This window comes from Kitasatospora sp. NPDC002543 (assembly GCF_053594915.1).
Genome location: NZ_JBSFWR010000153.1, coordinates 1 through 15042 on the forward strand (window position 1 = coordinate 1; position 15042 = coordinate 15042).

General features: G+C 75.2%; 15 protein-coding genes. 8 read left to right on the forward strand and 7 right to left on the reverse strand.

Going from position 1 to position 15042, the window contains the following annotated elements:
* Positions 1 to 85: 85 nt before the first annotated feature.
* The 4 genes from ACWD4P_RS35880 to eccB all read right to left on the reverse strand — a co-directional run bounded on the left by ACWD4P_RS35880 (position 86) and on the right by eccB (position 2829).
* On the reverse strand, positions 86 to 454 hold the full coding sequence (locus tag ACWD4P_RS35880; RefSeq protein WP_449782515.1) for a hypothetical protein: 369 nt from the start codon (positions 452 to 454) through the stop codon (positions 86 to 88).
* A 19-nt stretch (positions 455 to 473) separates the two neighbouring features.
* Positions 474 to 797: a WXG100 family type VII secretion target gene (locus ACWD4P_RS35885; protein WP_359831346.1), complete on the reverse strand. Its 324-nt coding sequence runs from the start codon at positions 795 to 797 to the stop codon at positions 474 to 476.
* 35 nt (positions 798 to 832) lie between these two features.
* Positions 833 to 1168 (reverse strand): hypothetical protein, encoded by a 336-nt coding sequence (locus tag ACWD4P_RS35890; protein WP_359831348.1) that lies wholly within the window; start codon positions 1166 to 1168, stop codon positions 833 to 835.
* Between the two features lie 74 nt (positions 1169 to 1242).
* On the reverse strand, positions 1243 to 2829 hold the full coding sequence (gene eccB / locus ACWD4P_RS35895) for a type VII secretion protein EccB (protein WP_449782516.1): 1587 nt from the start codon (positions 2827 to 2829) through the stop codon (positions 1243 to 1245).
* A 198-nt stretch (positions 2830 to 3027) separates the two neighbouring features.
* On the opposite strand from eccB, the gene ACWD4P_RS35900 reads away from it, so the two are divergent.
* From ACWD4P_RS35900 to ACWD4P_RS35925, 6 genes are all read left to right on the forward strand, one after another.
* Positions 3028 to 3714 carry a DUF6308 family protein gene (locus ACWD4P_RS35900; protein WP_359826721.1) on the forward strand — a complete coding sequence of 229 codons (687 nt, stop codon included), beginning with the start codon at positions 3028 to 3030 and terminating at the stop codon, positions 3712 to 3714.
* Positions 3715 to 3865: 151 nt separating this feature from the next.
* On the forward strand, positions 3866 to 5398 hold the full coding sequence (locus ACWD4P_RS35905) for a flavin monoamine oxidase family protein (protein WP_359826719.1): 1533 nt from the start codon (positions 3866 to 3868) through the stop codon (positions 5396 to 5398).
* On the forward strand, positions 5395 to 6876 hold the full coding sequence (locus ACWD4P_RS35910) for a glutamate-cysteine ligase family protein (RefSeq protein WP_449782517.1): 1482 nt from the start codon (positions 5395 to 5397) through the stop codon (positions 6874 to 6876). Before ACWD4P_RS35905 ends, ACWD4P_RS35910 begins: the two co-directional genes overlap by 4 nt.
* Positions 6877 to 7048: 172 nt before the next feature.
* Positions 7049 to 7306, forward strand: coding sequence for a hypothetical protein (locus ACWD4P_RS35915; RefSeq protein ID WP_359826715.1), 258 nt, complete (start codon positions 7049 to 7051; stop codon positions 7304 to 7306).
* Positions 7307 to 7474: 168 nt separating this feature from the next.
* Complete coding sequence (locus ACWD4P_RS35920; RefSeq protein ID WP_449782524.1) at positions 7475 to 8620, forward strand: MFS transporter; 1146 nt, start codon at positions 7475 to 7477, stop codon at positions 8618 to 8620.
* 174 nt (positions 8621 to 8794) lie between these two features.
* Complete coding sequence (locus ACWD4P_RS35925; RefSeq protein ID WP_449782518.1) at positions 8795 to 9532, forward strand: class I SAM-dependent methyltransferase; 738 nt, start codon at positions 8795 to 8797, stop codon at positions 9530 to 9532.
* 57 nt (positions 9533 to 9589) lie between these two features.
* On the opposite strand, the gene ACWD4P_RS35930 is transcribed toward ACWD4P_RS35925, so the two are convergent.
* Positions 9590 to 9715 (reverse strand): BBE domain-containing protein, encoded by a 126-nt coding sequence (locus tag ACWD4P_RS35930; protein WP_449782519.1) that lies wholly within the window; start codon positions 9713 to 9715, stop codon positions 9590 to 9592.
* A gap of 10 nt (positions 9716 to 9725) precedes the next feature.
* On the opposite strand from ACWD4P_RS35930, the gene ACWD4P_RS35935 reads away from it, so the two are divergent.
* Entirely contained in the window at positions 9726 to 10289 is a 564-nt protein-coding gene (locus ACWD4P_RS35935; RefSeq protein ID WP_449782520.1) for a hypothetical protein, read from the forward strand.
* Between the two features lie 113 nt (positions 10290 to 10402).
* Positions 10403 to 11728 carry an MFS transporter gene (locus tag ACWD4P_RS35940; protein WP_449782521.1) on the forward strand — a complete coding sequence of 442 codons (1326 nt, stop codon included), beginning with the start codon at positions 10403 to 10405 and terminating at the stop codon, positions 11726 to 11728.
* Between the two features lie 196 nt (positions 11729 to 11924).
* Here ACWD4P_RS35940 and gndA read toward each other — a convergent pair whose 3' ends face one another.
* Together gndA and ACWD4P_RS35950 are read right to left on the reverse strand one after the other, a co-directional pair.
* Positions 11925 to 13379: an NADP-dependent phosphogluconate dehydrogenase gene (gndA, locus tag ACWD4P_RS35945; protein WP_449782522.1), complete on the reverse strand. Its 1455-nt coding sequence runs from the start codon at positions 13377 to 13379 to the stop codon at positions 11925 to 11927.
* Between the two features lie 234 nt (positions 13380 to 13613).
* A complete protein-coding gene (locus ACWD4P_RS35950) occupies positions 13614 to 14915 on the reverse strand; it encodes an MFS transporter (protein ID WP_449782523.1) in 1302 nt (433 codons plus the stop codon).
* Between the last annotated feature and the right edge of the window lie 127 nt (positions 14916 to 15042).

Here is a 15042-nt window from a genome sequence, read left to right on the forward strand (position 1 = left end):
GGGTTGGTGGGGGTGGGGCGCGGCGGGGGGGGGGGGGCGGGGGGGGGGCGCGCCGCGGGGGGCGGCCCGCCGCGAGCTCCTGGTGTCAGGGCAGCGTGGTCTTCGGGGCGACGCCGCTGAGCACGTCGTGGAGGACCTCCAGCATCTGGGCCTCCGACAGGGCCTCCTCGTTCCCCTGGTGCAACGTGCGCCCGGCTTTCAGCAGGTCCTGGGCGATGTCGTGGATCGTCAGGCGGACGGATTCCATACCCTCCACCACGCTCTTCGCGTAGTCGAGGTAGGCCAGCTTCAGCGCCTTGGCGGGCGGGAACACGTCCTGGCCCGCCTTCAGCGCGGGCGGCACCTTCCCGATCCAGCCGTTCTTCGCGATGTTCACCCTCGTCTCGAGGTCCTGCAGGCCCTTGAGACGGCCTTGCAGGAAGGCGGTCGTGATCTCGATGGTGTCCCCGCTCATGCGCGGACCCCCTTCCCCGTCAGCCGAACTGCTTCTTGGCGCTCAGGTCCGAGTCGCTCATGATCTCGTGCATCGTCGCGAGGGTGTTCGCGGCGAAGTCGATGTCCTGGTTCATCGCCGTCTGGTTGTTGTTCACCTGGACCTTGAGCTCTTCGAACGCCCCGGCGGCCGCGCCCTGGAAGGCACCGTCCGCGGTCAGCGCGGTCAGCTTGCCGATCAGCTCGGTGAGGCCGTCGCTCATGTCCTTGCCCGACTTGCGCAGGTCGGCGACGGCCTGGGCGACGGTCTCGTGGTGGAGGTGGATCGTCCCCGAGTAGTCGTCCATGTGGTGCTGCAGCGGCATGTCCGCTCCCTTCTTCGTCGTGTACCGCTACCGCGTCAGCGGTAGAGCGCCTGCTCGATCCGGTCCTGCTCCTGCCGGTTGGCGATCGACAGCGCCTCGTCCTCGGCCCTGTTGATGATCGTGTCGGCGCCCTGGGTGGACTCCACGAACTTCTCGAACGCGCCGATCACCTGGTGGTAGCGCGTCTGCCAGTCGTCGAGCTTGCCCTGGAAGGCGGAACTGGCACCGGAGAAGTAGCCGGCGGCGATCTCCTCCTTGATCCGCTCGACCGTACGACCTGAGTTGATCATGTCGTCGATGTGCGCCCGCATGCTGTCGAGGGCGTTGCGGATCGCCGCGTCCTGCTTCGTCAGATTCGCCGGTGTGCCCACCTGATTCTCCTTTCCCGCCGCCCGCGGACGCGCGCGGCTCCGATCGACTCAACGGTGTTGTCGCGGAAGATGGTTCAGTCGCACGTGGAGGCGGCCGCGGCGGGGACCGCGGCGGCCGCCCCGGCGGGGATCGCCGCCACCGTCGCCCCGCCCGCGGGCGGAACGGCTCCCCCCGTGGCGGGCGCCGCGGGCACGGCGGTCGCCCCCGGGACGACCGACCCGACGGTCGCCGTCCCCGCCGCGGCGGCTCCCGGCGCGTCCCCCACGGCCGCCGGATCGAGGCTCGGTCCGGACGGCAGCAGCGCCACCACCGCGGCCGGGACGGCCACCGGGGTCACACCGCCGTACCCGAGCTTCTTCGCCACCGCCGCCGAGGGCAGCGGGTAGCGCACCCCGCCCTCGGTGACCAGGTACTCGGTGCTGCCCGCCCCGGCGCCCGACAGCGCGCGGACCAGGGCGCCGCGGCCGGGCCGGACGGCGATCCGGTCCGCGACCGCGCAGCCCGCGCCGGTCGCCGTGCCGGCCGGCGCCACGGGGGGCCGGCCCGCCTCCGCCCGGGCGGCGGGCAGCACCGTGACGGCGGTGGTCGGGGCGCCGCCGCCGGCGTGCAGGTCCGCGCAGACGCCCTCGCCGCGCAGCGGGGCGACCAGCGCCGGCGGTGTCTCCGGCAGCCCCGGGGAGGGCGGGCCGCCGGGCGCGGTGTGCCCGGCGAGGTCCATCGGGCCGATCGGCGAGGCCGTCGGGGCGGCGTTGCCGTACGCCTCCTTCTGGGTGCGCGGGTCCCCGCGCAGCAGCTCGTACAGCGTCGGGGTGAGCGGGGCCAGGCCCGCCTTGGTCAGCAGGTAGTGGGCGCCTCCCGCGGCCTCGAAGAGCTGGCCGATCCTGGTCGGCTTCCCCGCCAGCTCCGGCCCCGGCTCACCGCGCCCGGCGACGGCCGGCGCGGCGAGGTCGGGCCCGGCGGGCAGCGCGTTCAGGACGCCGGCCGACACCGGGAACGGGGTGGCGCCGCCGTAACCGAGCGCCTGGAGCGCCTGGTTGGCGGTGTCCACGCGCAGCCGCTGGCCCTGCCAGAGCAGGTGCGTCGAGCCGTCCGGGACGGCGACCAGCAGACCCTGACCGGGCGTCAGCGCCTTCCCCTCGGCCTCCGGGTCCACCAGCAGTCCGAGCCGGGGCACGGGAGTGCCGGTCGGGCCGGGCTGGAGGGTTCCGCAGACCAGCCAGGTGCCGCCGTCCAGGTCCCCGGCCGACGGCAGCCCGTCCGGGGCGCCGACGATCCCGACCGGGGCGCCGCGCGGCGCGTCCGCGATCGACTCCCGGCTCACCTGCTGCACCGTCATCTGCTCACCGGCCAGCAGCCTGGCACTGGTGTCGTTCAGCACCGGGTGCAGCTGCCCGCCGACGGAGAGGTAGCGGGCGCCGCTCTCCCGGACCACCACCAGGGTGCCCGGCTTGGCCCAGCCATCGCCGCCGCCGGGGCTGATCACCCCGTACACCGTGACCCCCAGCCCGATCAGCACCCCCACCGCGAGGCCCGTCACGGTGCCCCGGGTGGTGCGCCCGGTGGGGGTGTCCGGCGCGTCGGGCTCCGCCCGCAGCATGCCCGAGGCCAGCCTGCTCATCACGAACAGGTGCGCCTGCACCTGGTCGCGTCGGGACTGCATCCAGTTCCTCCCCGGTTCCTCGCGGACGCACCCGCTGCCTCGCGGACGCATCCGCTGCTTGGCGGCCGCGGCGCTGCGCGCGCCCACTTCGGTCCTACGGCCCGCGCCACCGGCCCGGTTCACCCGGTCCGCCCGCGCCGCCGGATCCGTCGCCTCTGCCACACTGGCCCCCGACGCACGCGGACCGAAAGGGCCCTCATGACGGCGCTGTGGATCCCCCCGGTGTACGGGGACACCGGCGCCTGCGTCCGGCTGCTGCGCGAGTACTTCACCCGGCAGCGGGCCAAGGGCGGCCCGTACTACACGGGCGCCCACTTCGAGCGGCTGGCCGGCGGCGGCGACCGCCCGGAGACGGCCGACCGCTTCACCGCCGACGACCTGCTCGCGATCACCATGCTGAGCGTCTCCGTCGAGCCGCACGGCGCCGTCGAGCTGCTCACCGACCCCGACGGGCACTGGCACCGGCTGCTGGCCGCCATCCCCCGCGACGCCCGGCTGGAGGACCCGTCCCGCGCCCCGCTGATCGCCCCCGGCGGGCCGGCCGCCGAGCTGTGGGAACGGCTGGCGAACCCGCACGGCACCTACCCGGGCAAGCCGGACGGGGTCGGCCCCGTCGTCGCGGGCAAACTGCTGGCCCGCAAACGGCCGCACCTGGTGCCCGTCTACGACGTCCGGGTGAAGGCCCTGTTCCGGCGCCCGAAGGTCGACGGCACCTTCTGGTCCGCGCTCGCCGACGCCCTGCGCGCCGACGGCGGGGCGCTGCGCACCCGGCTCGTGGAACTCCGCGCGGAGGCCGGGATCGGCGAGGACATCGGGGTGCTCCGGGTGCTGGACGTCATCGCCTGGATGCACCGGGACGGGGTTGGTCCGGCGGCCGCCGGGTAGAAGCCACGGGGCCGCCCGGGCCGCTCCACCCCCATTCCACCCCCGCACCGCCACCCGCGCCGTCACCCGCATCGGCGTCGCGGAGTGGCATCCGGAGGCCGCTTGGCCAAGGCTGAGCCCGGGGGTCTCGCCTCAGATGGGTACGGTGCCGATGTTCGAAACGAGCTTTGCGTTCCCTCGTTCGCTGCTGAAGCCCGTCGCCGGCGCCCGGGGGCGGGTGGCCGTGGTCGGAGCCGGCGTCGCCGGGCTGGTGTGCGCGTACGAGCTGCAGCGCAGGGGCTTCGAGGTCGTCGTGTACGAGCGGGCGAACCGGCCGGGCGGGCGGGTGCGCACCCACCGCTTCTGGGACGGCACCCACGTGGACCTCGGCGCCATGCGCATCCCCGGCAACCACCACTGCGTCCTGCACTACGTCTCCCGGTTCCGGCTGGCGACCCGCCCGTTCGTCAACTCCAACCCGCGCGCCTACTACCACCTGCGCGGCCGGCGGGTGCGGGTCCAGGACGTGGCGTCGCTGTTCCCCGCGTACGAGCTGCGCCCGGCCGAACGGCAGGCCCCCACCCCGGTGCTGGACCAACTGCTCGGCTCGGTGTGGCGCACCCTGACCGTCGAGCAGCAGCGCCGCACCCTGGAGGGCCACTGGGACGACCCGGCCCTGGAGCGGGCGGCCTCGGTGTCGCTCTGGCAGTTCGTCCACGAGCACCTGTCGCAGGACGCCTGGGACCTCTTCGGCCATGCCAGCGGCCTCGCCCACTACGAGCAGTCGTCGCTGCTGGAGGTGCTGGTCGACTACTTCGGCCTGTTCCACCGCGGGCAGGTCGAACTCGTCGACGGGCTGGACGCGCTGATCCACGCCTTCGTCGACGCGCTGCGCCCCGGCACGCTGCGGCTCTCCACCCAGATCGACGAACTGGCGCTGACCGCGGACGGCGTCCGGCTGCACGGCCGGCGGATCGGCGCCCGGCTGCACGACGACGTCGACTACGTGGTGTGCTGCGTCCCGGCGCCCGCGCTCGACCAGATCGCCGTCACCCCGGGCCTGCCGCACGCCCAGCGGCACGCCATCCGCGGCATCAGCTACGCGAGCAGCATCAAGACCGTCCTGCACCTCACCCGCCGCCGCTGGGAGCTGGAGGACGGCATCCACGGCGGCGGCAGCTTCACCGACCTGCCGATCCAGCAGTGCTGGTACCCATCGGACAACGCGGTGCGGACCAAGGACGGCGTCAACGGCAGCGGCGGCCCGCACTGGGTGGCACGCGACCCGGTGCGCTCGGCCGAGCCGACGGCCCTGCTCGGGGCGTACCTGTGGGGCGCCAACGCCCGCCGGTTCGCCGCGCTGGAGCCGGCCGAGCGGGACACGCTGGTGCTGGACTGCCTGGAACGGCTCCACCCGGGCATCACCGCGGACGTGGACGACATCGTGCACTGCAACTGGGACGTGCAGAGCGGCATGGGCGGCGGGGCGTTCGCCCACCTGACGCCCGGCGAGCACACCCGCTACCTGAGCGTGCTGGGCTCCCCGTACCCGGCGGACCGGCCCCGGGTCTTCTTCGCCGGCGAGCACCTGTCCGGCGCCCACGCCTGGTGCCAGGGCGCGGCGCAGTCCGCCCTCGGCGCGGTGGGCACGCTGCTCGACCGGGCCGGGCACTCCGGGGTCACGACCCGGGTGGGGGCGGTGTGACGGTCGCCGACCCCGGCCGGGCCGCGGACCCGGCCCTCGACCCGACGCCCGGCCGGACGCCTGGGCGGGCACCCGACCCGAGGCCCGGCCCGACGCCCGGGCCGACGCCCGGGCCGACACCCGGGCCGACACCCGGGCCGGCGCTCGGCCGGGCCGAACTGCTGGCCCCGTTCCGGCCCGGCCGCGCCGAACTGGTCGGCATCGAGGTCGAGTGCGGCCTCGTCGACCCGGCCACCGGGCTGGCCGCCCGCTACGACGGCGAGGGCGGCGTGCTGGCCGTCCTGGAGGCGGTGCTGGACCGGTGGGGCGGCGAGCGGCAGGAGGACGCCGGGCGGCTGACCGGGGTGCTGCTCCCGGACGGCAGCCAGATCACCCTGGAGCACGGCGGCCAGATCGAGTACTCCTCCGCACCCGCCCCGTCCGTCGCCAGGGCGGTGGACGACATGCGCGCCTCGCTGGAGCGGCTCGCCGATCTGGTCGGCCGGTTCGGGCTCGCCCTGGTGCCCGGCGCCAACCTGCCGTTCGACCGGCTCGCCGACGTGCGGTGGGTGCCGATGACCCGGGGCGCCATCATGCGGGACTACTTCACCGGGCTCGGCGAGCCGGGCAGCCGCGCGCGGTACGTGATGGCGCTCTCGCTGTCCACCCAGGTCACCCTGGACTACCTCTCCCCCGCCGACTTCGCCGAGAAGCTGCGGATGCAGATGGCCGCCGCCCCGGTGGTCTCCGCCCTGCTCGTCAACTCACCGATCCAGGAAGGCGGTTCGTCCAGCGGACTGCTGTCCCACCGGTGCTGGGCCTGGCTGCGGATGGACCCGCGCCGGGGCGGGGTGCTGCCGCCCGCGCTGCACCCGGACGTCACCGTCGAGTCCGTCGTCGACTGGGCCCTCGGCATCCCGCTGATCCACTACCGCACCCCGGACGGGCGCTACCACCCGGCACCTCCCGGACAGACCTTCGCCGGGCTGCTCCGGGACGGCTACCCGGACGGCTCGCGCCCGACCCCGGCGCACTGGGCCGCCCACCTGAACCAGCTCTGGACCAACACCAGGGTCCGCGGCACCCTGGAGCTGCGCGCCTCGGACGGCCCGCCGTACCCGTTCATCCCGGCCGTCCCCGCCCTCTGGGCCGGGCTCAGCTACCACCCCGCGTCCCGGAACGCCGCCTGGGAGCTGCTCGGCCGCTACACCCTGCACCACCACCGGGCCGCGCTCGCCGAGCTGCCCGCCCTCGGCCTGGCCACCCGCCTCGGCGGCGACCCGGTCCGCCCGCTGGCCGCCGAACTGCTGCGGCTGGCCCGGGCCGGCCTCACCGCCCGGATCGCGGCGGGCCTCGAACCGCCGCACGTGCTCGGGTACCTGGACCCGCTGGAGGAGGTCCTCGCCACCCGGCGGACCTTCGCCGAGCAGTGCCGCGAGCGCTGGCACGGCGACCTGCGCCGCGACCCGGCCCGCTACGTCGCCGCGTACCGGATCTGAGCCGCCGCCGGGCCGCCCGGGACACCGCCGGGCCGCCCGGAGTCCACCCTGGCGTCAGCAGACCGTCAGCGGAGTGTCAGCAGCCCGTCAATCCGGGCCCCGGGGCGCGCGAACGGGCGGAAGCTGGACGCCACACCTGCAAGACCCGCAGGTCGCCCCGGAGGTGAGCCACATGTCCGTCCCCGCTGCGTTCCATTCCGTCGTCCCCGACGTGCGCCGCCACGGCCACGGCCTGCGCACCGCCTGTGCGCGGGTACTGGACCGGCTGGCCGCCAGCCCGCTCGACAACACCGTGCTCGGCGCCATCGGCGCGCCCCTCCCGGCCGCCCGCCCGGTCCCCCGTCCGGACGGACTGCGCGCCCGGTGGCACCCCGCGCCCCGGCCGGACGGCACCAGTGCCCTCGAAGCCACCTGGCACGCGGAGCGCTGACCCCCGCCCGGTCCCGGTGGCCGGGCCCGGACGCCCGTTCGGCGCAGCGCGGCCCGGCCCCGTCCCCCGGTGCGTGCCTATGGTGGGCGGGTGACCGACCGCCGGACCGCCCGGCCCGGAGTCGCCCGGGTGGGCCACCTCGTCGCCGCCGCGGCCTTCGCCGTCTGCATGGTGGGCACCACGCTGCCCACCCCGCTCTACGGCCTGTACCAGGAGCGGCTCGGCTTCTCCGAGCTGACGGTGACGGTCGTGTTCGCGGTGTACGCCTTCGGCGTCATCGGCGTCCTGCTCCTGGTCGGCAACGTCTCGGACGCCGTCGGGCGCCGGCCCGTGCTGCTCTGCGGGCTGGTCTGCTCGGCCGCCAGCGCGGTGGTGTTCCTGGCGGCGGACAGCGTCGCCCTGCTCTTCCTGGGCCGGCTGCTGTCCGGGCTCTCGGCGGGCCTGTTCACCGGCACCGGGACGGCGTACGTGCTGGAGCTCGCCCCGCCCGGGCGGCGGGGCCGCGCGAGCTTCGTCGCGACCGCCGCCAACATGGGCGGCCTCGGCTGCGGACCACTGCTGTCCGGCCTGCTCTCCCAGTACGCCCCGCACCCGCTGGTGCTGCCGTTCGCCGTGCACCTGGGGCTGCTCGCCGTCTCGTTCGCGCTCCTGTGGCGGCTGCCGGAGACGGTCGCCGGGGCCCGCCCGCTGCGCACCGCCCGGCCGGTCCGGCCGTCGCTGCCCCCGGAGGTCCGCCGGGTGTTCGTGCCGGCCGCGGTGGCCGCCTTCGCCGGCTTCTCGCTGCTGGGCCTGTTCACCTCGGTCAGTCCGGCCTTCCTCGCCACCGACCTGGGTGTCCGCAACCGGGCGGTCGTCGGCCTGGTCGTCTTCACGGCGTTCTTCGCCTCCACCCTCGGCCAGCTCCTGGTGCCCCGGCTCGGCACACCGCGGGCGATCCCGCTGGGCTGCCTGGTGCTGATCCTCGGGCTGGCCCTGCTGGCCGCCTCGCTCGCCGGGGAGAGCCTGCCGCCGCTGGTGCTCAGCGCCCTGGTGGGCGGCGCCGGGCAGGGCATGGGCCTGCGCGGAGCGGTGGGCGAGCTCGCCGCGGCCGCTCCGGCCGCGCACCGCGGCGGGGTGCTCTCGGCGCTGTTCGTGGTCGCGTACTTCGGCATCTCGATCCCGGTGATCGGGGTGGGTCTGCTGACCGGACCGCTCGGGCTGGCGCACGCGGGTCTGGTCTTCGCCGCCTGCATGGCCGTGCTCGCCGCCGTGTCCGGTCTCTACCTGCTGGCCCTGCTGCGCCGGGAACGGGCCGCGGGCCGGCCCGCGGGCTGATCCGCCCACCGGTCCGCGCTCCGGCCCTCCCGCTGCCCCCGCGCGCCGCCGTACGCGCCCGCCGTACGCCACCCGCGCGCGACCGCTCCCACCCGCCGGTGCGCGTTTGCCGCCCGCGCCCGGTACCGATAGACACGAGCCAGACACCCCGCGCGACACCCGGAGGTCTCCGCCATGAGCGTGACGAGTCGGTACCTGGACGCCTGGGAGGGCTTCTGGCGCGACGCGCCCGAGGCGCCGGGCTCGGTGATCTGGGACGCGGAACCGGCCTTCAGCGCCGAACACCACCTCACGCTGTTCCGCCCCCACCTGGCCGACCCCGCGCTTCCCCTGGTCGACCTGGGCTGCGGCAACGGCACCCAGACCCGCTTCCTCGCCGAGCGCTTCCCCGTCGTCCTCGGGGTCGACCTGTCCGCCGCCGCGGTGGACCTCGCCCGACGCTGCGACCCGGCCGGGCGGGCCGAGTTCACCCGGCTGGACGCCACCGACGCCGAGGCCGTCCGGGCCCTGTGGCACCGCCTCGGCGACGCCAACGTGTACGTGCGCGGCGTGATCCACCAGAGCGAGCCGGCCGACCGCCCCCGGGTGGTCGAGGCCATCCGGATCCTGCTCGGGGCGCGCGGCCGGGCCTTCGTGTTCGAGCTCTCGGAGGCGGCCAAGGGCGTGCTGGGCGAGCTCGTCCGCGACCCGGCCGGCCCGCCCCCGAAGCTGCGCCCGGTGTTCTCCCACGGGCTCGCCCCGGCCGAGGTCGCCGACGCGGCCTTCCCCGGGCTGTTCCACGCGGCCGGCCTCGACGTCCTCGCCACCGGCGAACTGCCGCTGGCCACCACGGAGTCCACCCCCGACGGCGAACCGATCGAACTGCCCGCGCACTGGCTGGTCGCCGGGCCGGGCGGGTCCGCGCCGCACTGAGCCCGGCGCGACACGTCCCGGCACGGCGCGGTGCGTCCCGGTGCGGCCCGACGCGCCTTACGCGGGCCGGATGTTCAGGTTGCCGCGCAGGACGTTCCCCGGCTCGTAGGCCTTCTTCACCGCCGCGAGCCGGGCGTAGCGCTCCGGACCGTGGATCTCCCGCGCCTTCCGGTCGGTGCCCATCCATGACGACGTGAAGTCGAACCCCAGCCAGGACCGGATCGCCCTGCTGGGCGGTGCCCGGGTCACCCACGTCCGGCCCGGCGTCGAGAGCCTGAACAGCCGGGTGCTCGGCCTGATGGACAAGGGCGTCACCGGCGCCCGCAACGTGCGTACGATGCGGGAGTGCGAGAACCACGCGCTCACCCGCGTCTGGAACCACCTCCACCGTTCCCGGGGCGAACGCGACGAGGAGGGCGACCTGCTGGTCCACGACGAACGCGAGAGCTGGCCCCGGCGCACCCACCGGCTGAAGCACCGGCGGGCCGCCGCGTTCCGCGAGCTGGAACACGGCCGTACGCTCCCCGCGCCGCACCGCACCGCCGGCCGACCGGGGCCGGTCACCCGGTCCCGGTCGGCGAACTCACCGCCCGGGGACGCTGATTCCTCACACGGACTGGTGTTCAGGACAGGTCCGGGACCGCCGCGACCCCGACGCCTCGGCCCGCTACGCGCTGGACCACCCCGACCTGGTGGCCACCTTCCGGGCCTGCCTGACCCCCACCCCCCTGGACGACCTCAGCAGTACGGGCCGTGAGGCCGTGTCCGTCCTGGCGTCCGAGGGCCCCGTGCTCGTCACCCGGGGCTGGGCGGTGACCCTGCCTCCACGCATCCGCCACTGGACCGTGCCCGACACAGGAGTCTGAATACATGGGATCTTCCACGGCCGAGGAGTCGTCCGTCCCCGCGGAGTCCGGCCCGCCCGCGACACCGCCCCCGGCCCCGGAATCCGTGCCGCTGCGCCGACACCGCCCGCTGCTCCTGCTGGTCACGGAGCAGATGACCAGTTCGGTGGGGCGCCAGGTCACCGCCCTCGCGCTGCCGCTGCTGGCCATCGCTCACCTGCACGCCGGCCCGCTGGGCGCCTCGGCCCTGATGGCGATGACCTACCTGCCCGGTGTCCTGCTCAGCCCGCTCATCGGCGTCGCCGTCGACCGGGCCCGGCTGCGGCGGATGCTGGTCTCGCTGTCCTGGCTGCAGGTCCCCGCCATCGGCAGCGTGCCGCTCGCGGCCGCCCTGGACGGCCTGACCTGGCCGCACCTGTTCGCCGCGGCCGCCGCCTCCGGAGCGCTCAACTCCGCCCAGGGCGTGGCGCTGCAGTCCTGTCTGCCCCGCGTGGTGCCCGCGGAACGCCTGCTGCCGGCCAACTCCTCGCTCACCGGCGCCCGGACCATCGGCCTGATCGGCGGGCCGGCACTCGGCGGCATCCTGATCGGCGTGATCGACCCGGCCCCGGCGCTGCTGGTCGAGTGCGCCGCCTACCTCGTCGGCGGCGCCCTGTTCCTCGCCCTGCCGACATCCCTGAACCGGTCCCCGCACGAGGCGGGCAGCGGCACGCGGTCCCGCCTCGAGGCGCTGCGGGAGGGCCTCGCGGTCATCCGCCGGGAGACCCTGCTGCGCCGCCAGGCCCTGGCCGCGGCCGGACTCAACCTGGGCGGCGGGGCCGGCGGCGGCCTGTTCGTGCTGTACGCCGACCGGGAGTTGCAGCTGCCCCCGTGGCAGCTCGGCGCGGTCTACGCCGCGTACGCCGTCGGGATGGGCACCGGCGTGCTGGCCGCGACCAGCGTCACCCGGGCGCTGGGCATGGCCCGGACCATCCGGCTGTGCGCCGTGGGCGCGGGGGCCGCCCTCTTCCTCATCCCGGCGGCCTCCCTGGGGCTGTCCTTCCCGGTCCTGGTCCTGTACCAGCTGCTGTTCGGGCTGCTGGCCACCGTCTGGTCGATCGCCATGACCACGGGGCGCCAACTCGTCACCCCCGCCCACCTGCTGGGCCGTGTGAACGCCTTCCTCCAGGCCGTGCTGACCGCCACCCTGCCGGTCGGCGCGTTCGTCGGCGGGTGGCTCGCCTCCCGGGTCGGCATCGTGCCGGTGCTGGTCGGGGCGGCGGCCGTCGCCCTGGCGGGCGCGAGCAGCCTCTGGTTCCCGCGCGACGTGCTCGCCGGGATCGAGCGGGCCGCCGAGCAGAAGAAGGCCTGAGCCCCGTCCCCGAAGCGAACCGGAGTCCGCGTGCCCGGCACCGCGGGAACCGTACTGGTCACCGGGGCGAGCAGCGGCATCGGAGCGGCCACCGCGCGCCGGCTCGCCGCCCCCACCGACGCCCGGTACCGAGCCGCCCCGGGGACCGGGCGGGCCGACGAGTCACCCGTTGCGGCCCGCCCGGTGGGCCGACGACTCACCCCGTCCCGGTGTCCGTCCGCACCTCGGGGCGGCCGGGTTCGGCCCAGCGCGTGTGGAAGCTTCCCGGGCGGTCGGTGCGGCGGTAGGTGTGGGCGCCGAAGAAGTCGCGCTGGCCCTGGATCAGCGCGGCGGGCAGGTGCTCGCCGCGCAGGGTGTCGTAGTAGGAGAGCGCGGCGGAGAAGGCCGGCACCGGGATGCCGTGCTGGGCCGCGCCGGCCACCACCGTGCGCCAGGCCGCCTGGGCGTCGGCGACCTCCGCGGCGAACCGCTCCTCGGCGAGCAGGCTGACCAGGTCGGGGTTGGCGGCGTGGGCGGCGCGGATCCGGTCGAGGAAGGCGGCGCGGATGATGCAGCCGCCGCGCCAGATCCTCGCCACCGCCCCCAGGTCGATGTCCCACCCGTACTCGGCCGCGGCGTCGCGGATCATCGTCCAGCCCTGGTCGTAGGCGATGACCTTCGAGGCGTAGAGGGCCTGTTCGACGTCCCGGGTGAAGCGTTCGGCCTCGTGCGGGCGCAGTTCCTGCCGGGTGCCCCCGGGCAGCGGGCGGTAGGCGGCCCGCAGCTCGGCCCGGGCGGAGGCGACCCGGGCGAAGGTGGCCTGGGCGATGGCGGTGACCGGGGAGCCGAGGTCGAGGGCGGTCTGCACGGTCCAGCGCCCGGTGCCCTTCTGCTCGGCGGCGTCCTGGACGATGTCGACGAAGGGCTCCCCGGTGGCCGCGTCGGTGTGGGCGAGCACCTCGGCGGTGATCTCGATCAGGTAGGAGTCGAGCCGCCCCTTGTTCCAGTTCCGGAAGGTCTCGGCGATCTCGGCGGGACGGTAGCCGCCGACGTCCCGCAGCAGGTGGTAGGCCTCGGCGATGAGCTGCATGTCGGCGTACTCGATGCCGTTGTGCACCATCTTCACGAAGTGGCCGGCCCCGTCGGTGCCGATGTGGGTGCAGCACGGATCGCCGTCCACGTGGGCGCTGATCCGCTCCAGCATCGGGCCGAGGACGGCGTAGGACTCGGCGGAGCCGCCGGGCATGACCGAGGGCCCGTGCAGCGCCCCCTCCTCGCCGCCGGAGACGCCGCTGCCGACGAAGTGGATGCCGCGCTCGCGCAGCGCCCGCTCCCGGCGGCGGGTGTCGGCGAAGTGCGCGTTGCCGCCGTCGATGATCATGTCGCCCGCCTCCAGCAGCGGGGCGAACTCCTCGATGACCTCGTCGGTGGGCCCGCCCGCCTTCACCATGATCAGCAGGCGGCGGGGGCGTTCCAGCGCGGCCACCAGCTCCTGCGGCGACCCCGCCGGGACGAACGCGCCCTCGTGTCCGAACTCCTCGATCAGCGCCTTGGTGCGCCCCTCCGTCCGGTTGTGCACGGCGACCGTGTAGCCGTTGCGGGCGAAGTTCCGCGCCAGGTTGCGGCCCATCACCGCGAGCCCGGTCACGCCGATCTGTGCGGATGCCTCCATCGTGGGCACGTCCTTCCTCGGGGAGTTCCCCGGCAGGGCTCGCGGCCCCGCGCCGCGGCGGCCGTTCCCATGCTCACGACCCGCACCTCCCGGCGCGCGGGGAACTCCCCCGTTCAGGTGCCCGGCCGCGGCGGCGGATCCCCCTGGGCGCACCGCCTCCGCCGCCCCGGCCCGCCTCGGCACCGGCACCGGCACCGGCACCGGCACCGGCACACCGGTGTCAGCCCACCGGTGTCAGCGCACCGCCCCGGCCACCTCCGCCTCCGGTTCCGGCCGGCGCCCGAGCAGTTGCCCGGTCGGCAGGTCCCGGTGGCGGCGGATCGGGGAGCAGAACAGGAAGAGGGCCGCCGCCGGCACGCCCGCGGTCAGGATCCACAGCGCCGGGCGCAGACCGAGCCAGGTACCGAGCGCGCCCCCGAGCAGGGCGCCGAGCGGCATCGTGCCGTAGTTGAGGAACGCGGCGCTCGCGACGAGCCGGCCGAGCATGTCGCTCGGGCAGTAGCTCTGGACGAACCCGGACTTGAGGACGTTGCCCGCCACCACGCCGATCGCCACGCCGCCGTAGGCGAGGACGATCATCAGCAGGCCCCACCCTCGACCGGCGAGCGGGATGAGCACGGCCAGCGCCGGCAGCACCAGCTCGAACATCAGCAGGGCGCGCCCGGTGCCCAGCCTGGCGCTGACCCTGCGCACCACGAAGGCCCCCAGGACGCCGCCGATGCCGCTGACCATCGCGAGGCTGCCGATCGTGCCGGAGTCCAGGCCGACCTCGCGGACCAGGAAGACCACGGTGAGCGACTGGTACCCGGTCAGGGCGAGGTTGGACGCCGCCCCGAAGAGCGCCAGGCTCCGCAGGAAGGGGTCGCCGAAGAGCAGGCCCAGCCCTTCGCGGATCTCCTTGACCATCGCGCCGCGCGGCCGCTCGACCCGCTCGGGCACGGACTCCCGGTGCCGGATGGCGACCAGGCAGAGGGTCGCCAGCAGGAAGGTGGTGGTGTTGACGAGCATCCCGTTGGCCGCGCCCGCGAGCTGGATCAGCAGGCCGCCGCAGCCCAGCCCGACGATCTGCGCCGCCGAGGCACTGCCCTGGAGCTTGGCGTTGCCCTCCGCCTGGTCCTCCGGTTTCACCAGGTCCGGCAGGTAGGCGGTGTACGCGGTCTGGAAGAACACCGTGGCGGCGCCCGCCAGCAGTGCCACCAAGAGGAGTTGACTGGTGCTCAGCACCCCGGCCCAGGCCGCCACGGGAACGCTGGCGAAGAGCGCGAAGCAGATGACGTTGGCCCAGAACATCACCTGCTTGCGCCGCAGCCGGTCCACCCAGACCCCCACCGGCAGCCCGATGACCAGCCACGGCACCCAGGGCGCCGCGCTCAGCAGGCTCACCTCGAAGGTGTCGGCGTGCAGGGTCGACACGGCGATCAGCGGGACGGCGAGGACCGTGACGGACTGGCCGAAGCGCCCCGCCGTCTCGCCTAACCAGAGGAGCCGGAAGTCCCGGTGCCGGCGGAGCAGGCCGCCACGTGTGCCGTTTCCCATGGAAAGCTCCGATCTGTCGCGGAAAGGAAGCCGAACTGCCCGAAGCCGCCCACTGGTTGCGCTCTCCCCCGGCGCCGAACTCGACGACTCCAGCCACCAGCCGGTCGACAACGGCCACCTCAGCTGC